Below are 18,588 nucleotides of genomic sequence, written 5' to 3'. Positions count from 1 at the left end.
TCGGCAGGGGGCGTCTCGAGCAGTCGGGCTCAATTGCGCCGACGACCACCGCGACGCCGTTCACCACCGTGACTCGAATGACCGTTACCGCTTCGTCCTTGCGGCGGCCGCGAGGCACCGGCGGCCGGATCCTCGATGCCCAGCTCCTGCAAGGCACTCTTGCGACTCAATTTCACCCGATCGTTGTCGTCGATCGAGATCACCTTCACCTTCATCGGATCGCCGACCTTGCAGATATCGGTCACGCTCGATACATAGCCGTCCGACAGTTCGCTGATGTGACACAGGCCGTCCTTGCCGGGAAGGATCTCGACGAAGGCCCCGAATTCCTTGATGCTCGTAACCGTTCCGTCGTAGATCTTACCGATCTCGACCGAAGCCGTAACAGCCTCGACCTTCTGCAACGCTTGCTGGGCCGCCGTGAGGTCGCGGCTGGCAATCGTGACCGTCCCGTCGTCGTCCACTTCGATAACGGCGCCGGTCTCTTCCTGGATCGCGCGAATCACCTTTCCTCCAGGCCCGATCAACGCGCCGATCTTTTCCGGATCGATCTTCGTACGCAGCAAACGCGGGGCGAATTGAGAAATGTCGTCTCGCGGACAAGGAATCGCCGCCAACATCTTCCGGAGGATTTCAAGCCGAGCTTCGCGAGCTTGTGTCAACGTCGCCCGGATCATCTCTTCGGTGATCGTATTGATCTTCAGGTCCAACTGGATTCCAGTGATGCCGTTTTGCGTACCGGCGACCTTGAAATCCATGTCGCCGAAGTGATCTTCTTCTCCGATGATGTCGGTCAACAAAATCCACCTGTCGTCGGATTCCTTGACCAACCCGATCGAGATTCCCGCCACCGGATTGCGGATGGGAACGCCGGCGGCCATCAATCCCAAGGTCGCACCGCAGACGGTCGCCATCGAACTGGAGCCGTTCGACTCCAAGATGTCGGAAATGATCCGGATCGTATACGGGAACTCGTCAGGCGACGGCAGAACCGGCTGCACGCTACGTTCCGCCAAGGCACCGTGACCGATCTCACGTCGGCCCGGCCCGCGAATCGGCCGGCACTCGCCCACCGAAAACGGCGGAAAGTAGTAGTCCAACATGAACTTTTTGCTGTATTCCTCGATGATCCCGTCCACCCGTTGCTCATCTCGCGAGGTACCGAGCGTGACGGTGATCATCGCTTGCGTCTCACCGCGCTGGAACAAGGCGGAGCCGTGCACCCGCGGCAACACGTCGACCTTGCACGTGATGTCGCGCAAGTCCTTGGGACCGCGACCGTCCGGCCGTTTACCATCGAGGATCATGTCGCGGACGACCCGCTGTTCGAGATCGTGCCACGCCTTGTTGAATTCGGCGACCGAAACGGCATCTTCTGCATCCGGGTCGGGAATCACGGCGGCGAGCGCCTCTTCGTACACGGCATCACATGCCGCTTTTCGTTCCAGCTTGCCTACCGTCTGCTTGGCTTCACGGAACCGTTCGTAGTACTCGGTCTTCAATCGCTCGAACAGTTCATTCGGCGACGGTTCCGGAGCGGGTATTTTTTCGGGCTGAATGCGAGCGGCAAGTTCCTCTTGCAACTCACAAATCTGCTGAATGTACTCCGATGCCGTGACGATGGCCTCGGCCATGACGTCTTCAGGAAGCTCGTTGCCGAACCCCTCGATCATGGCTACCCCGTCCCGGTTGCCCGAAACAACCAAGTCGAGCTCGCTTTCTTCGAGCATGTCTTGGGTGGGGAACGGCACGAATTTACCGTCGACCAGCCCCAAACGCAGCGAGCCGATCGGGCCTTCAAACGGAATCTTCGACACGGTCAAGGCGGCCGAAGCGCCGATCATTGCCAACACGTCGGGATCGTTCTGCTGGTCCGCAGCCATGGCCAAGCACTGGACCTGCACCTCGTCCCGAAACCACGCGGGAAAATTGGGACGAATCGGCCGATCGATCAACCGCGAGATCAGCACCTCGCGCATCGTCGGCCGACCTTCGCGTTTCAGAAATCCCCCCGGGAACTTGCCGGCCGCCGCAAATCGTTCCCGATAATCGCACGTCAGGGGAAAGAAATCGATCCCTTCCCTGGGCTTGCCCGTGGTGACCGCACAGAGCACCACGGTGTCACCGTAACCTACAAGACAGCAACCTGCCGCCTGCTTACCAAGTTCTCCTGTTTCAATCCAGAGAGTACTCGCTCCAATCCGCTTCTCGACGCGTTCTTTCAAGATCGTCCTACCTTCACTACGTCACTGATCCGGCGACCGTAGTCGAGGCTGTCGACGACCGACACCCGAGAAGCTTTCCCGCGAACAACGCAGCTGCTTGTCGTGCAACGCTCAACGCTCCACGAGGGGCGAAAACACCCCACCCCGGAAACGCCCAAACGCTGCTGCCGTCGCGTTGTTACTTGCGGATCCCCAGACGCTTGATCACGTCGAGATATCGTTGCCGATCCTCTCGCTTCAGATAATCGAGCAACCGTCGACGCTGGTTGACAAGCATCAACATCCCGCGCCGGCCGGCAAAATCTTTGCGGTGCACACGCAGATGCTCCGTCAGCGAGTTGATTCGCTCGGTCAAAATCGCAATTTGAACCTCGGCCGAGCCGGTATCATTCTCGCTGCGACGAAACTCGTTGATCAGCTCCGATTTGCGCTCTTTCGTGATCGTCATCTGTTACCGCAAGTCCCTGAATTACCCCGTTGTTCGCGTAAAAGCTCCCCAGCGATCATTCGGTCGCATCAACGCCACGACCCATTGCCGGAAACCACCGATAAACAACCAACACCAACACTTCAAGCCGGACATTCGCCGTCCGACGATCACCGCCGGCAACCCGACGGTTTGACGTAAGTTTAGCAATCCCAGCCCCTTTTTCAATAGGGGACGATTCCCCCCATCGCCGCCGGAACGCTACTTGGCCACGAGCTTCCGCAGGTTTTCGGCTTGCCGTCGATATCGCGCCGATTTGAATAGGAAGTGACTTCGCTTGGCGTCGCTCTTGGCCACCTTCGCCAAACGGGCATACTTCGCCGCGAGAGCTTCTTTGACGGCCGCCTTGTTTTCGATTTCGCGTGTGCTCATGGTCCCATCGCTCCCCCGCCCGAGGGGGCGGTCTTTTTTGCTCGCAAATCGTTTTCCCAATGGTTTCTTTCGAAATCGGTCAAAGACCATAAGTGTACCGCGTGCTCATGCCCGCAATCAAGGTGGGGACACTCAAATTTCGGGCGGCTTTGGAAACTCCCACCGAATTCAAATTTCCGGCTGGCGTTTCAGGCACCGAGCCCGCCGCTCCGGCGCAAGAACTCCACGAGTATCTCAGAGTACGCCTCCGGGGCTTCTTCAACGAGATAATGACCAACGTCCAGCTCGTACGACTCCGCCTGCGGAAAGATCTCCAGAAAACGGTCCCGAAACCAGGGAGTGAAACACCAATCCCGCATCCCCCAAATCAGGCACACCGGCAAGTGCCGCAGTAGCCCCAGCCGGCGCTCGATTGCTGCCAATGTGGCGTAGCTCGGATGGCTCGGACGAAGCGGTATATCTTCCACGAACCGATAGATTGCCTCTCGCCGAGCGGGCGACGCGTACGGTGCCGCAAGATTCGCCCTGATTTCCTTCGTCAATGCATCACGACGCGAAACCGCCATCGACAGCGCCGCCTTCACGAACAGGTTAGCTCCGACGATCGCCCAGCGTCCTATCAGCGGCAACTTGCCGACACGTATCCGCAGAGGGCAGCGTCCCCCCGGAAAGGCCGCTGTATTGCTCAAAACGATCGCTGAGAACCGCTCAGGCATTTCCGTCGCAGCCCCCAGCCCGATGGCGCCCCCCCAGTCATGCGCCACTAGCGTGATTGCAGTCAGATCCAGTGACTCGATGAAGGCTTTGAGATCGTCTATTCGCCGGCGCAGCCGGTAGGAATAAACGCAAGCCGAAGGTCGATCGGACCAACCACATCCGATGTGGTCGACCGCCACCGCCCGCCGCATCGAGGCTGTCCTTGCAAAAGGATGACGCCAGTAATAAACCCAGGTTGGGTTCCCATGGACGAACAGAACGGGCGCACCGCTGCCCGCGTCGAGGTAGTGCATCCGTACCCCGTCCACCTCGAAAAACCGGGACTCTGCCGGCAAGCGAATCTCAGATCCGTTCCCCCTCATTTTTGCAACGGCCTTTCCGCTTCCGAACGCGGTGATTGCGGGAATTATGTCAAAATGCGGTGCCGATCGAGCGATCATACCCCAAACCGATTCGAAGCGTAATCGGGCACATGCGTCCGGGCGATCGAATCTGCCGTAAGCCTCGCCGGAAAGATTCCCTAGGCCGACCGAAAAAGCGGCTTGTCCAAGGGACTTGCCGTGTCGAAGGGGTTTGTTAAACTGTTTACAGAAAGATGGTCGATCTCAATGGTCGGCTCAACGGAGAGGTGGCTGAGTGGTCGAAAGCGCCGGTTTGCTAAATCGGTGAGCCTGTAACAGGGCTCCGCAGGTTCGAATCCTGTCCTCTCCGCTTACCAACACCGACAAACGACTCGAAGCCCGGCCGACTGAGCCGGGCTTTTTGTTTACTTGTCGCTTCAAGTGCCGTTCCCGCTATGGCATCGGATCCCGCGGCATCAAGCTGCGGGGCGGCATTTTTTCGGCACGCAGCCACAAAAAAAGCCCCGACAACGTGGGGCACGCAAAAACAAAGCATCACAATGGGTTAGGTAATACCCCCTAGGGGAGTCGAACCCCTGTTTTCGGACTGAGAACACTTTGTGAGGGTTCAGAGCCGGCCGATCAGGCAAGAAACGAGCGAGACGGCAAGAGAAGCCTCTATCGGCATGCCGCGCACTAGCCGAAATACCGCCGACGCTTCTTGCTTGACTGAATCGCCAAGATGATACCGCAAACCAATGTCGCCGTGTTGAACAGACCGACGACTATTTCCGCGATGGCAAGATTCCCGGCGTGATCGATGAGCTGGTCCAGCGGCATGTCGTCAGCCTCGGCCCACGCCTTGAACTCGAAAATACACAAGACGACCATCGGCACCGTGAGAACCACGCCGAAGCACGTCGCAAGCCAGATAAGCCCCACGACGATGTTCGCGATCGCCGAGATCAACAACGGGATCTTCGCCCACCCCCGGTTCTCGACGTTCGCCCCGAAACCGAAACCGTGCAAGGCCGGCAGGCGAACACCGCAACGCAGACAGATTTCCGCAGCCGGATGAACCGCCCCGCCACAGCCCGGACAAAACTTCCCCGTTCCGGCGAATGCCGGTGCCGCCGTAAACGGCGAGTTCTCCGCCTCTTTGGGATGGAACACATGCCCGCACAACGGACACCGAACGCCCACGTTCTCCGCCCCTTGCGGGATCAACAACCGGCCGCCGCAGTTCGGGCAAGCCCCGTGTCGCTTGCTCTCGCCCCCTGACATACCGCCCCCTCGGTGTAGGTCGATTACCAGCCAACATTGCTAGCATGGTGGCCCGAGCCGGCGCCGCTGTCAAGCGACGACCTTCCCAGCGGTTGCGATCTGGTCATCCCGCCCTTCACCGCAGCTTGATCGCCTCGCGAAGCAGACGCCGGTAGACGGCGGCACGATCCAGTTCACCGACGTCGGCCCCGTCGTCGACCGGATCGCCCTTGTCCTCGAGCCCGTGTTCGCGCTGATACCGCTGGATTTCGGCGATTTGCGACAGCATTTTGCAGCGATCGGCTTTTCGCAGCCGCGGGTGGCGATCCTCCCGATCCATACTCACTATCTCCCTTTCAGGCGGCATTGCTTGCCGTTTCGGCGCTCCGACGCACCAAACCGATGACTTCCTCGAACGCCCGCTCGAGGATCCGTCGCTTCGATTTCGGGTTTTCCGCGAGCTCCTCGGCCAGCCGATTGATCGTGTCGGCCACCGGCCCGCGGTAATTGGCCAAGGTCGAAAAGGTGAAAAGCATCTCCTTCGCCTCTTGGGCCCGCCGGCGATTTTCCTCGAGCTCGATCCGGTTGCCCGCTTCCTCGAGTTTCTCGGCCCGCCGCTCGCTCGCCACGGCGCCGAACGCCGCCGCCTCCGAAGCCAGCTTTTCGCGAATGGCCCGTTTGATGGCGGCCCGTTCCCAGATCGTCGAGCGTTCCTCGGTGATGTCGCCGAAGAGTGTTTTCGTCTGCGACGTGATTCGCGAGGCGGCCGCGACCTCGCGGGCGACCTCGGCCACGTCCTCGACCGAGGGGGCGCGCTTTCGCCGCCGAATCGCCTTCCAGACGGTCCGCTGCCCGACCGGATCGTCGCCCAAATATTCCGCGATCGCCAAAGCGTGCGGCTCGCGCAGCTCGCCGCGGACCACGGCGTCGAAGAGCCGGCCGTCGAGTTTCGCCAGCTTCGCGCCGTCGGCCGCGATGCGGCCCTTGAGGGAGACGCCCTGTTCCCGCAATTCGTCGATCGACATCCCGGAGTCTCGAAGGAATTTTGCCGCGTCCAGCGCGGTCCCGCGACCTTCCGCAATATTCGCCAGCGCCCCCAGGGCCCTCGCCTCTTCCGGCGTCTTGGCGTCCAGATAGTAGACGGGCAGCGGGCCGTCGTAGCCCGACCGTCGGGCCAGCTCAAAACGGTGGTGTCCGTTGACCACGTAGGTCTTGCCGTCTGCCGGGTCGCGCCAGACAAGCAACTGGCCGCCGAACTCCGGGCGAAACCGCTTGATCTCTTTCAACTCTTCAGTTGTGCCGGTCTTCGCGCTGATCCCTTGGATCTTGTACTGAAACCGTTTCGGATCGACGTCCAGATCCTCGACCCGCAGCATGGCGTGACCGACCAGACGCCCGTCGGCGAGCCGGCGCGGCCCCACCGTCGCAAACCCGCTCGAGGCGATCGGCGTCCGCACGTCGGCCGACGTCGCCGCAGCCGGGGCCGGCCGGCGGACCTTGGGACCGATGTCGAATAACTTTTTTTGTTCGACCTTCCCCGTATCGAACAAGCGTTTTTGCTTCGGAATCGCATCCGGCCGATGCCCGACCAGGTGCGAGGGCCCGGCCACAATCCGCCCCGCCGAGTCCAGCTTGACCGGCGTCCCGCCGGCGTGGCGTTTGCCGTCCTTGGGGTGCCCGCCGATGGTGACCCATCTACCCGCGGGCTCGGCGTACAGTTCGCGGATCGTGCGGGCGGCCACATATCGCAGGAAGATTGCGCGATCCATAAAGCGACCTCATTCGTGAAAACAGACCGGGACCCGCAACGCGCGAAAGATCGACGCGGCCTGCGGATCCAGCCGCGGCAGGATGCGGAAAGGCCCCTCGACCGGTTCCGCCAGTCTTTCGACATGCCGATACCAGTCGGCCCGCCCCATTGCGTGCTGCGCGTGCCAGCATCCGGTGTTCCAGCGAAAGACGTATTGCGGCGACGCCGTCGGCGGCTCGGCCGGCGGCCCGACCAGGGCCTCGAGGGCCGCCAGAAACTCTTGATCGAACGTCTCGCGATCCGACTCGATCCACCCGCCCACGGCTTCTACAGCTCCATTGCTCAAGGCGATGGATCCGTGGAAACGCCCCGCCGCATTCTCGGTGTGCAGGCCGCCGTACGTCGTCCAGACGAGCGACGGTTTGCTCCAGGCCGCACCCCTTTCGAAAGCCCGCAGATGCCCCGCGACATGCTCCGGCAGATAGAGATCGTCGTCATCGAAGAGGATCCAGGCATCGACGGGGCCGAAGCGGGCCCGCGCATCGCGAACCATGCGGTTGTACTTCGCCGGCAGGCTCGGTGCGCGCTCGGCCGTCGACTCGATCGACCAGGCGATCCCCTCGCAAGGCTCGAGGGAGCCGGAATCGTCGAACAGGTACAGGCGGACGGACCAGTCCGCCGGCACCCGCTGCATCAGAAAGCAGGCCAAGGCGGTCGGCACGGTCCGGACCCGTCGATAGGTCGGACACAATACGACGGCCCGTTTCATTCGCGACACCTCGCCGATTTCGACCCGGATTTCGTCGCTGGAAGCTAGCTTCCGGCGTTCAAATTCGCACCTGTTTTTTCGCCCTTCTTGGCCGCAACCGGCGGCCACTTCCCCAAGGGGCATTCTTGCTCGGCCCATTCCGCCTTACCGCCTTTGCCGGTCGGCGCGGCGATCAAATAACAGCCGCAGACGGAGCAGCGGTTCCCGCTGCGCAGCTCGCACAGCGCGCAGATGTCGAGGCGGCGTTCCAGTTCGTCCGCCGGCGTCGCGCCGCCCTCGATGACGTGCGCCGCGACCGCCTTCGCGAAATTGAAAACCTGTCGCGCCGTCGAGGGGAGGGGTTTCTTGTCCTCGGCGCGATTCGAGATGACGGTCAGCCCGTGCCAGTCGGGATAATGGGCCGCGACGACCCACTCGGGCCGTTCGCGCAGAAACCGGCGCAGCGCCGGCAGCAGTCCGGGGCCGCCCCCCTCGCCGTGCTCGCCGTAGGTTTTCGTGTCATGGAGGGCGATTCGCCCGCGGACCTTGCCGGCGTGGGCCTCGAGCTCCGCCCACAATTGCGGCGCCGTGTGCTTCGTGTCGATGAATAAAAGGTCGATCGGCTCGGGCAATTCCACCGACCGCGAATCGCCTTCGCGAAATTCCCAGTCGGTTTCCGGCGGGACCAAGGCCGCCGCGTCGGCGTGCCAGTTCGGACGCACCGCATCGATCGAGATCAATCGCCGCGGCCGAGCCGCTAGAAACGCCGCGGTCGAGCCGCCCCTGCCGACGCCCAGTTCGACGACCAGGTCGGCCCCTTCGGCCAACTCGCGCAGCCGCGGCAGATGCCCGCGCAGATCAGGATGTCGCGCCGCCTCATCGGCGAACCAGGCGTCGATCGAATCGTGTTTGCTCGCCCGGCAGCCGCCGCAGCCGGACCGGACGGTCGGCGGGTCGACGTGCTTTTCCGGATCCGCGATCAGGTGCTCCCAATCGCGCGCCGCGAGGCGCCCGCCCTCGACGAAATGCGCGCGAATTTCCTCGAGATCGCGGCCCAGTTCCAGCCACTCGAGCACGTAATTCCGAACGCGATCGTACATGCGCAGCGGATACGGCGCACCGGCCGGATAACCGAACCGGTGCATCCATCGCAGGGCCGGGATGCACAAACACCGCCCACCACGGCGGCGAAATTTCTCGTGAATGTAGCCTTCCTCGCCGCCGAAACCGCCGGCGTGCCGGTGAAACCCCGGCCAGGCGTCCCGGCGACAGGCGAACAGCCCCAACCCCTGCGCCGGTATCTCGAATGGTTCGCCGCGCGGATCGTCGCCGCGCGGATCGTGCCCCCACACGCCGAACATGCCGTCGCGCCACTGCGGCTCGAAATGCGTGGCGAGCCCGCGGCCGTCGTCGTACAGCAGCGGGCCTTGGAGCAGGTCCCGGGATTCCGGCTTCTCGGCCGCGAATGCCCGCAGGGCCTCGAGGGCCCCGGGGACCAGCAAGACGTGACAATCGAGCACCAGCACCCAGTCGCCGCGCGCGTGTTCGACGATCGCATTTCGCGCCGGGCTCGTGCCGATCGGCGACGCCAGCGGTATGTACCGGGTGCCGGTTTTCTCGCAGAAACTCCGCAGGTGCGGGGCGATCGCGTGCTGCGGGGCGTTGTCGACGATCAGCAGCTCGCAATCGTCGATCCGGTGATAGAGCCGCAGGGCTTGGACGGTGAAGTAGCAGCCGGACAGGTCGGCCGCGGTCGCCATGCCGATCGTCCAGCGAGGCCGTTTGTCTGTCGTATGCTCGGAAGTCATCGAGGCGTCCTCCCTTGTCGGTCGTCAGTAGTATTCGCAAGGTGCGCTGCGATACTCGTCGGGGTAGCCGGTGCCCTCGGGCGGCGTCAGGCAGGAACAGTCGCCCGTACAATAGTCCTCATAGAGCTCCCACTGCTGATAGGAATCATTCCAATACCAGACACAATTCGCTTGTGCGGCGCAAGGGTCGCTCGTCGTCGTACTCGTCGTAGACGTTGTCGTCGTGGTCGTGCTCGGGGCCGGCGTGGTCGTGCTCGTCGTCGTGCTTGTCGTCGTGGTGGTCGTGGTCGTGGCCGGCGTGGTCGTGACGTAGGGCTCGCACGGCGTGAAACGCGGGACATTGAACTCGTAATCCCAGCGACTCGGCGGATCGTCCGGCGGGGCGCAACCGCAGCCGTGCCGGTTGCAGGGCGAGAATATAAACGCCGGCACCCACAGATAAGCGTCAAGACCAAAGGTCGACTCGGCGCGGACGGCGCGCCATTCGCATTGACCGCTGCAAGGCGGCTCGGGTGTCGTCGTCGTGGGCCCGCACGGCGTCGATGCCGTGGCGCCGGTGGTCGCCGCCCAGGCCGGCGGCGCGCACGGCCCGCACCCCTCGCAGCCGTTGCGGTCGAGCGACCAATAGACAAATCCGCCGACGTCGCGGCCGATCCAGTCGCAGCCGTCACAGGGGGGCGGCGTGGTGCTGGTCGTCGTGGTGCTTGTGCTGGTCGTCGTGGTCGTCGTGCTGGTGGGGCCCGGCGTCGTGCTCGTCGTGGTCGTCGTCGGGCCGCAGAGCGTCATCGCCAGCTCGCAGGTGTCGCGGCCGGAAAAGGGCGGTTCGACGCAGTCGCACCCCTCGCCGCAGATGTTGGTATCCAACAGATCCCACCAGGTCCCATTCCAACGCCAGCGACAGCGGGCCTCGCAACCGGGGGCCGGTGTGGTCGTGCGGTCGACGGGCGACCAGCAAGGCGTCTCGGCCTTGTCGCAGTCGGCGCCGGTCCAATCGGGCTTATCACAAGAGCAATAGTCCGCCGCGCAGCCGTGCGAGATCTTCGCCCAGTCGCCATTGAGCCAGGTCCAGACGCACTTCCCGGCGCAGCCCGGCGGCGGGGGCGGCGTCGTCGTGGTCGGCGGCGGGGGGACGATGCAAGGCGTTTGCGTGGTCGCGCAGGGTTCGCCGGCGGCGGTCGGCGTCGCACAGGGACAGCCGCGCCCGCAGGTATCCTCGAGCAGGATCCACCCGATCCCGACGTCGAACGGATCCCAGGCCCAGGTACAGGCGCCTGCGCACTCCGGCGGCGTGGTCGTCGTGGTCGTCGTGGTGCTCGGCGCACTCGTGGTCGTCGGTTCGGTGCACAGCGGCAGCGGCCGAACCGGCCCGAGCGCGCAGTCGGTAAAGTAGCAATCGCCGAGGTACTCGCCGCAGAACGGCGGCGCGGGGCAGTCGCACCCGTCGCCGCAATCCTCGCTGATCAAGATCCAGGTTTCCCCGGCCCATTCCCAGCGGCAGGTGCCGCTACAGCTCGGCGGTTCGGGCGTGGTCGTCGTGCAGTCCGGCTCGGTGCCGGCGTCGAAGGTGCAGATCGAAAGCAGCAGCTCGCCGTCGGTTTCCCCGCAGCGTTCCGGGTATCGGCAGTCGCAGCCGGCGGCCGGCGGGCAGCCGACGTCGAGGATCCAGCGCGTGCCGTTCCAGCGCCAGCGGCAAGTGCCCTCGCAGGGCGGCTCGGGCGTCGTCGTGCAATCCGGCTCCGGACCGGGCGCGCCGGTACAGGGGCCCTTGTGCGTTTGGCCGTCGGTGTCGCCGCAATAGTCGGGCGGGTAACAGTAACAGCCGGTCGGGCAATTCGAGGCGCTGATCGTCCAGCGCAGATCGTCCGCGCTCCAGGTCCAGGTGCACCAGCCGCTACAAGGCGGCGGAGGCGTCGTCGTCGTGGTCGTCGTCCTCTCGACGCCGGCCGCGTGCCAGTGCTCGATCGGGTAGGCGTCCAGCGACAACGCGCGGATCGTCAGCCGCGGCGCCGGATCGAATTGCAGCCAGAGCCAATCGAAGGCGGCCGAGGCGGTCGGCACGCCGACGGCTCGGCCGATCCGCGGATCCGCCGATTGCAGGTCCTCGATCCAGCGCACATGCCGGGCCGCCAAGGCGTCCAGCGGCGCGGTGCTTTCGGGGCTGCCCGGGCGCGGCGCCCGGGCCGATTCCCACAACACCACCCGCAGGCCGTCATCGGGCCAATCGCTTGCCGCGGCGCGGCGTATTACGGTGCGGCCGTGCGGATCGGGCAACCCCTGCACGTATACGGGGAAAATCGCCTCGACCGCCTTCGGCCGGCGTATGAGCTGCAACAGGTTCGTATCGAAGACGCGACTCCAGTCCGCCTCGGGGCCCGCCTTCCCGTACCGCACCAGCTCGACGTCTCCCATCGCATCGACCCGCGGAATCGCGCCGACTTGCGAGGCGATCGCCTCGAGGGCGGCGCCGACGTGCCAGGTTCCGGCCACGGCGTCCGGTTGCGGCGGGTAAGCGGCGTCGGCGGCGGCGATCAGCCCGTCGGGATCGTCGACGGATTTTCCGCTCGCGGCCTCGCAGGCGTCGAACAGCTCCCGCCAGCTTGATGCGTTGCCGAAGGTGACCGATGCGCCGTGCCAGGCGTTCCCGGGCCCGGTTCCGAGGAACAAGCCCAGCTCGGCAAGGCGCAGCAGGGCGACCGGTCGCAGGCGGGCGAGGAGCGTTTCCGATTCCGTCTCGTCGGGCCCGAGCAATTCGACGATCACGTCGACGGGTCCCGACTCCAAGGCCTCGAGCGAATCGGCCGGAACGACGAACAGGCCGATGCCCAGGCGGGCGGTTCCGGCGGGCAGCCAGATCGAATTGAGCCGCGGCGCCGGCGGGCGGCGGTGCGCCCATTGCCAGGCCGGCAGCCCGACCGCGGGACCGATCGGTCCGATGTTCCAGCTCGCCGTGGCGGCGTTGCCCAGCGGGCCCGGGGCCAGGCCGATGCGCCCGTGCGGCCGCCGTCGCGACGCCGGATCGTGCGAGCTCGCCAGGCCCGCGAGGATTCCGGCCAGATCGTATCGGCGCCGGATCGCACGGCGCTGCCGTGGCGAAGGAAGCGCCAGCGGATGCCGGTTGTTCGAGGAATCACGGAGATAGGCGATCAGGTTCATCGGTCGGCGAACAGTGCCCGGGCCTCGAGGCGGTGCGTGAGGTAAGCCAGCAGGTGCCGGCCGGACTCTCCCCATCCTACCGCCTCGGTGGCGACGACTCGCAGGTTGTCGACCAGGCGGACGCCCTCCGCGGCCTCCAGGAACCCGCCGGCCAGGGCCCCCAGGGCCCGCATGGACAGCGGCCACAGGCCGCGGTCGGCATCCGTCAAGAGCTTCTCGGCGGTGTGGGCCCGGTCGAGGGCGGTTTTCGCGTACAGCGTCAAGGCGATTCGTAGATCGGCGATCAGCAGCGTGCCGGGGATCTGCGTCTGCCCCTCGTAGGTGATCCCCTCGATGGCGATCGCGGCGAATTGGTCGGCCCCCGGCGGCAGCTTGGCCAGCATGTGGGTGTTGGCGACCAGGTAGCAGGGGATCCCGGTCGCCTCGTTCAGGCGGGCGGCGATGGCCTGCAAGATCTCGTGCGGAGCGGTCGGAATCGCGTTCATCTCAGCTTGCGATGATCGAATCGGGGATCAAGGTCGTGCCGGAAAGCGGCGGCGTCGCCGCCGAGTCTCCGAAGGTGCGCCGCCAGAATCGGAGGCATTTCGCGGTTCCGGCGGGCGTGGTGGTGATCGTCCAGTGATCGCCGTCGGCGGGGCCGTCGCGGCCGTCGACGAACCACAACGCCGGCGTCGATGGATGATCCCAGCTCGGGGCCAGCAATTGCGGGCGGGCGATCCACAGGCGTTTTCCGGCGGCGACGGGTGCCGTCGAACGGATGCCGAAATAGGCGGCACGGTCGGCCACGGTTCGCAGCGCGCCGGTGAGTCGGTAGAAATCGGTGCCGATCGCCGCCAGGTCGAGCGTGACGCGGGACGGGTTGCCCGCGGCGTCGGTCACGGCCGAGGCAGCCGAGGGCGACTCGTAGATCCCGGCCTCGAGGCCCCCGCTGATCCCCGCGTCGCCGCGCAGGATGATCGACAGCCCCAACAGCTCGGCCGCGAAGGCGGTTCCCAGCGGGTAGTAGATCCCGAAATCGGTGCTTCCGTCGCCGGTGATGCGGAGCGTCGGGCCGAGGTAGTATCCCGGTTCGGCGGGCCGCGAGGCGGCTATCGTGACCGTCGCGCCGGAGAGATTGTCGACGGCCGAAAGCGGGCCCGCGTCGCCGCGGATCTCGGCGAAAGATACGGTGAAGCCGGCGGCCACGGATCCGGTGACGGTGATCTCGGCCAGCTCGTCGCAGGCCCGCAAGGCGGATTGAACGGCCCCGGCGGTCGCCGTCGGGCCCAACCGCGCCGTCTCGAAGGCGGCGCCGGCGGCCGTCGTGTGCCGAATCGCCCACCAGCCGCCGGTCGGCGTGCCGGAAAACGTGATCGCCCATTCGGCGGCGGCGGCCGCCCCGAGCAGCGTTTCGCCGTCGGTGATCCAGTCGGCCGGCAGGCCGTAGGCGTCGAAGGCGAATCCCGAGGGGATCCGCCCCGCGGTCAGCGGTTGCGGGATCAGCCAGGCGGCCCCTCCGGGCCAGCCGCGCGGCCAGGCCGTCGACAAAACGCCCGCGGGCGGGTCGCCGTTGAGATCCAGTCGTCCGGTGTCCGCGCGATAGGCCCCGGCAATCGTCGAGGCGTTGAGATAGGCGCGGGAGAATCCGTCGGCGTCGAGATCGGATGCGAACAGGATGGCGTCGCCGGTCGTCGAGGGCGTGAGGATCACGCTTGCCGTGTCGGCGGCGAAATAGTACCCGGTGCGGGCCATCTCGGCGGCGATCCAGGCGGCGGCATAGTCGCCGGCGACGTCGCGGCCCAGTGCCTCCGATACGGCCTTGCGGGCGATCTCCGCGGCCCAGGCGGCCAGGTCGGCGGCGGCGGATCGGACGGCCGCCGCGTGCCGGGCCGCGTGCACGGTCGGCGGGTCGCCGGGATTCGCCGCCGGGTCGAAGAGCGTCGCATCGGCGACTAGTAGGTCGCCAATCGCGTCGGCGGCGGTTTCCAGGTTCGCCGCGGCCGCGTCGAGCGTCTCCATTTCGTGCCAGACGCGACCGAGATAGTCGAATAGGCCGTCGCGGTTGGTCGGGTCATACAGTTTCATTGGGCTTTTCTCCCGGGGACGTGGGGCGCTTTAAGCGGCGGTCGCCGCGAAACAAGAGGGCCCGCGGGTCGGCGTGTCGGGCCAGGGAGAAGGGGCGCACGCCGCGTCCCGAAAGGTGCGGGCCGAGGCCCAGTTCGAGGTCCTCGCCGTAGGTCGGTGCGCGGTTGAGGGCGAATAGATACACGGCGCGGACGGCGTAGAACAACGTCTTGCCGTCGGGGCCGACCTGCGGCGGCCGGAGCTCGATCGCCCAGTCGAGGATCCGGCCCCGGATCCCGTCGGGCGTCTGGTAGGGGATCGGTGCGGGGACGTCGGGCCAGTCGCCGGCCCGTTCCGCCTCGTAGACGACGCGGCGTCGGATGGCCTGCCGCGACGACGTGATCAGAATCTGATCGTCCGTCTCGTGGTCTTCATCGGAGGCGGTGATCGACAGCGGGATGGCCTTCGTTCCGGTGCGTGCGCGGTAGGTGCCGGACAGCCGTACCAAGGTATAGATGCCGCCGGCGGCCGCGGCGGCCTTAAGCGGGGACTCGAAGGCGACCGGAATCACTCGCGTGGGAACCTGTCTCGTCACACTCGCCAGGTGCACGCGGCCGCCGAAGGTGCCGGCCTGATCGCCCTCGTCCGGGGCGTGTTTTCCACCGCCGCCCAGGTCGCCGGTCTCGGCTTCGCCGTCCTTCCGTTCGCCCTCTTTGCGTGCGTCGCGCAGATCTTGCTCGCGCTTCGGTTTCCACGGCGGCGCCTTCCGCATGTCGTGCGGGGGCCGCCAAGGCACTTGGGCGTAGCAGGTGAACAACGCGATGACCGCCGGGTTGCGTTCGATCGGCGATTCCACAGGCTGCGGCGCGGATTTGTCGCCCGGGCTGCGGCCTTGCAATTCCCCGCCCAATTTCGGTTGCCAGGGGGTATATCCCCAGGGGCTGATCTCTTGCGACCGCGTGACGTCGTGCCGCAAGAGTGTCCGGGTTTCGTCCGGGCCGTAGGGCAGGGCCGGCAGATCGGGATCCGATCCGAACAAGTTCAGGCGCAGGTATTGAAAGAAATCGGCCGAAGGCGGCGGCGTTTGGTTGTCCTCGTCGAAGGCCTCGAGGATCGCGTCCTTGAGCTTTTCGGCAAGCATATCGCCAAAAGTTCTGGCGCCTCCCGTAGGAATATCGCTAATCAACTTGAGAACCCGCCAGAAGGCCTTGGCAGCGGTTCCGGCGAGACCAGTCTTTCCATCGTCACCCAGCGGGAATCGCTTGATCCGCATCGTCGCACTGACGCGGTTACCGGTGCCGATGTACTCGGTCAGCGTCAGCGAATCGAGGAACCAGGTCCGCCCGAAATCGCCGCGGAAGCGGTCGATGGCCAGGCGGTCCAGCAGCAATTGCGCCGCGCGGGCGATCAGGTGCGACTTGTTCGCCCAGATGGGCCCCTCCAGGGTCACCCGGCATTCGGAAAGGACTTCATAGCCGAGGTTGGCGATATGCTCGGTGTGCTCGAGGTCGAGGTTCGTCGCCGGGTAGGGGGCGGACGTATGGACTTGGCGGTCGACGATGCGGTAGCGCACGGTCACCCCGTCTTGTTCGATGCCGTACTCCATCGAATCGCGGCGAAACGAGCGTTCCAGCGGCGGCACGGCGAACAGCCGGGCCAAGACTTGCCACTCGGGCACGGGGGCCGCGACGCGGATCTGCCCGACGATCGTCTTGGTCACGAAACCGTTGTGGTCGACCGATTCGGTGAGGCTCCAGCGATTCGACAAGACCGGCTCGGAATGCCCGCGGGTGCCGGTCTTCGGCGGCAACGGCCGGCCGAGGCGATCCCAGGGGATTTGCTTGATGCGGACCGACCAGGTGACGGCGACCAGGTTTCTGGCGAAGGTGTGCACGTCGACGCCTTGCGGTTTCGGGCCGCGGTCGACGTCCAGGCCGGCCGGTTCGTCGGCGTTCGCGTGAGCGATGAAGATGTATTCCTTGGCGGTGGCGCTGCCGCTTTCGTCGTAGGTCACAAAATACAGCTCGAGCGGCAGGCGCGGCGTGAGCAACGCGGCCTTGATGCTTTCGAGCGGATTCAGCGAGACCGGCGCCGCCGGATTGAGCGAGGCGATCGGGTGCGTATCGGGCAGACCGGGGGCTCCCGACGGGTCGATGAACCCCTCGATCTCCAGGTCCGTGACCAGGGCGACGGCGTCCGATTGGGTCGCGTCGTATTCGACGCGCTGCGAAAATTGCCGAATGCTTGCGCCGGTGATCTCGATCAGTCCATAGCGGCAGATGGTCACACTCATGGCGGCGGATTTCTCCGTCGTGGCGGAATGCTTCGCGGGCGGGTGGCGAGCTCGTCCAGGAACCGCAGGGTTTGCGGATCTGTGAAATCCGTCTTGTTCAGATAACGCAAAATATGGTTGAGGGCTTGGTTGACCAGGCGCAGCACGTCGACGATGCCGCTTAGCTCGACGATGAGCCGCCCGGTGTAGGCCATAGCCGTCAAGCTCAGATTCCCGATATTGATCGCGAAGCGGCGGATGGGCCCCAATTCGCGGCGCAGGCGGATCATCTCGCGGGTCAACAACAACGTCGACTCGCCGGTCCGCGCGCCCTCGCGGACCTTCGATCCGATCTCGTAGGCCTGCATTTCGGCGCGGGCCCGGCCGACGGTCGCCGAGAATTCCGCGATGCGGTAGCGGGCCTCGAGGAAGGCCATGCCCAGTTGTTTTGCGATAAACGGCAGGGCCGCCAAGGCGACGGCGACGCCCACGACCAGGCCGATCGGGCCGGCGGCGGAGAGGGCCGCGGCGGCGGTTCCGGCGGCGGCGGCGCCCGCGGTTCCGGCGGCGGCGCCCGCGGTTCCGGCCGCGGCGGCGGTTCCGGCGGTTTCGGCCGCGGCGCCCGCAGTTCCGGCCGCGGCGGCGGCTCCGGCGGTTCGGGCGGCGGCTCCGGCGGTTCGGGCGGCGGCGGCTCCGGCCAGCTTGCGACCGGCCCCGGCCAGCTTGCGACCGGCCCCGACCAGCTTGCGACCGGCCCCGGCGGCCTTGGCGACGATGCGGGCGGACTGCGGGCCCCGGTCCGCGGAGACGCGGCGGAGCGAGCGGCCGATCCGGTGGATGACGCGGCTCGGGGCCAGCAGTGCGCCGCGAACGGCCGAGAGGGCGGGGCGTCGGCGGGCGACGTGCCGCATGGCATGCGCGGCGAATCGCAGCGGTCCGACGTACCGGCCCGGGCGCAGCGCAACCAGCTTGTCGCGGAACCCGATCAGGGCGCGGGCGGCGACGGCCAGGGCCAGCGTGAAAGCGTCGACGCGTTTGCCGGCGCGGACTTGGGCGTCCGTCAAATCCGCGAAGGCGCGGAGCGCCTGCATGTCGAAGGGCAGCCGACGCGGTTTTTTGTCCTTGGCCGGTCCCTTCGGCTTTTCCGGGGCCTTGCCCTTGGGCGCTGCGGCGCGGACGGTTTGCGGAAGGGTTCTCAAGTGTTCGGCGGCCGTGCGCAAGGCGGCGGCGAAGCGGCGGGCCGCCGTCGCCGCCTTGTCTTGTTCCTCTTCACCCCGCAGGCGTCGCGACAGGGCGATGGCGTTGGTTACCGTGCTCGCGTCGACGACGTGCGGCGTCTCGCGGCGCCGGTTGTGGGCCTCGACGGCGGCGAGTTGCTCGAGGACGGCTTCCAGGTGGCGCAACGGCAT

The 18,588-nt window shown here is 65.8% G+C and carries 14 protein-coding genes and 1 tRNA gene; 1 reads left to right on the top strand and 14 read right to left on the bottom strand.

Annotated elements, in window-relative coordinates; translation table 11 throughout:
- Window positions 1-29: 29 nt before the first annotated feature.
- The 4 genes from pnp to ACYQ2I_RS08175 all read right to left on the bottom strand — a co-directional run bounded on the left by pnp (window position 30) and on the right by ACYQ2I_RS08175 (window position 4,094).
- Window positions 30-2,225 (bottom strand): polyribonucleotide nucleotidyltransferase, encoded by a 2,196-nt coding sequence (pnp, locus tag ACYQ2I_RS08190; protein ID WP_460166522.1) that lies wholly within the window; start codon window positions 2,223-2,225, stop codon window positions 30-32.
- A 178-nt stretch (window positions 2,226-2,403) separates the two neighbouring features.
- Entirely contained in the window at window positions 2,404-2,673 is a 270-nt protein-coding gene (gene rpsO / locus ACYQ2I_RS08185) for a 30S ribosomal protein S15 (protein ID WP_460166521.1), read from the bottom strand.
- Between the two features lie 240 nt (window positions 2,674-2,913).
- Complete coding sequence (locus tag ACYQ2I_RS08180; protein ID WP_460166520.1) at window positions 2,914-3,084, bottom strand: hypothetical protein; 171 nt, start codon at window positions 3,082-3,084, stop codon at window positions 2,914-2,916.
- 188 nt (window positions 3,085-3,272) lie between these two features.
- A complete protein-coding gene (locus ACYQ2I_RS08175) occupies window positions 3,273-4,094 on the bottom strand; it encodes an alpha/beta fold hydrolase (protein WP_460166519.1) in 822 nt (273 codons plus the stop codon).
- Window positions 4,095-4,423: 329 nt separating this feature from the next.
- Between ACYQ2I_RS08175 and ACYQ2I_RS08170 the strand changes: the two genes are divergently transcribed.
- Window positions 4,424-4,512 (top strand) — tRNA-Ser (locus ACYQ2I_RS08170).
- A gap of 326 nt (window positions 4,513-4,838) precedes the next feature.
- On the opposite strand, the gene ACYQ2I_RS08165 is transcribed toward ACYQ2I_RS08170, so the two are convergent.
- The 10 genes from ACYQ2I_RS08165 to ACYQ2I_RS08120 form a co-directional block, all read right to left on the bottom strand.
- The gene (locus tag ACYQ2I_RS08165) at window positions 4,839-5,426 is read right to left on the bottom strand and encodes a hypothetical protein (RefSeq protein ID WP_460166518.1); all 588 of its coding nucleotides are present in this window, start codon (window positions 5,424-5,426) and stop codon (window positions 4,839-4,841) included.
- A 115-nt stretch (window positions 5,427-5,541) separates the two neighbouring features.
- Window positions 5,542-5,745, bottom strand: coding sequence for a hypothetical protein (locus tag ACYQ2I_RS08160; RefSeq protein ID WP_460166517.1), 204 nt, complete (start codon window positions 5,743-5,745; stop codon window positions 5,542-5,544).
- A 16-nt stretch (window positions 5,746-5,761) separates the two neighbouring features.
- Complete coding sequence (locus ACYQ2I_RS08155) at window positions 5,762-7,174, bottom strand: hypothetical protein (RefSeq protein WP_460166516.1); 1,413 nt, start codon at window positions 7,172-7,174, stop codon at window positions 5,762-5,764.
- A 9-nt stretch (window positions 7,175-7,183) separates the two neighbouring features.
- Window positions 7,184-7,924, bottom strand: a complete 741-nt coding sequence (locus tag ACYQ2I_RS08150) for a hypothetical protein (protein WP_460166515.1) — start codon at window positions 7,922-7,924, stop codon at window positions 7,184-7,186.
- Window positions 7,925-7,968: 44 nt separating this feature from the next.
- Window positions 7,969-9,711 (bottom strand): glycosyltransferase, encoded by a 1,743-nt coding sequence (locus ACYQ2I_RS08145; RefSeq protein ID WP_460166514.1) that lies wholly within the window; start codon window positions 9,709-9,711, stop codon window positions 7,969-7,971.
- A gap of 24 nt (window positions 9,712-9,735) precedes the next feature.
- Window positions 9,736-12,864 (bottom strand): hypothetical protein, encoded by a 3,129-nt coding sequence (locus ACYQ2I_RS08140; RefSeq protein ID WP_460166513.1) that lies wholly within the window; start codon window positions 12,862-12,864, stop codon window positions 9,736-9,738.
- Window positions 12,861-13,349, bottom strand: a complete 489-nt coding sequence (locus ACYQ2I_RS08135; protein WP_460166512.1) for a hypothetical protein — start codon at window positions 13,347-13,349, stop codon at window positions 12,861-12,863. The genes ACYQ2I_RS08140 and ACYQ2I_RS08135 overlap by 4 nt, the downstream gene beginning before the upstream one ends.
- A 1-nt stretch (window position 13,350) precedes the next feature.
- Window positions 13,351-14,862, bottom strand: coding sequence for a hypothetical protein (locus ACYQ2I_RS08130; RefSeq protein WP_460166511.1), 1,512 nt, complete (start codon window positions 14,860-14,862; stop codon window positions 13,351-13,353).
- A gap of 52 nt (window positions 14,863-14,914) precedes the next feature.
- On the bottom strand, window positions 14,915-17,200 hold the full coding sequence (locus tag ACYQ2I_RS08125) for a hypothetical protein (RefSeq protein WP_460166510.1): 2,286 nt from the start codon (window positions 17,198-17,200) through the stop codon (window positions 14,915-14,917).
- Complete coding sequence (locus ACYQ2I_RS08120; RefSeq protein ID WP_460166509.1) at window positions 17,197-18,588, bottom strand: hypothetical protein; 1,392 nt, start codon at window positions 18,586-18,588, stop codon at window positions 17,197-17,199. The genes ACYQ2I_RS08125 and ACYQ2I_RS08120 overlap by 4 nt, the downstream gene beginning before the upstream one ends.

This window comes from Thermostilla marina (assembly GCF_054657455.1).
This window is presented reverse-complemented; position numbering and strand designations above follow the sequence as displayed.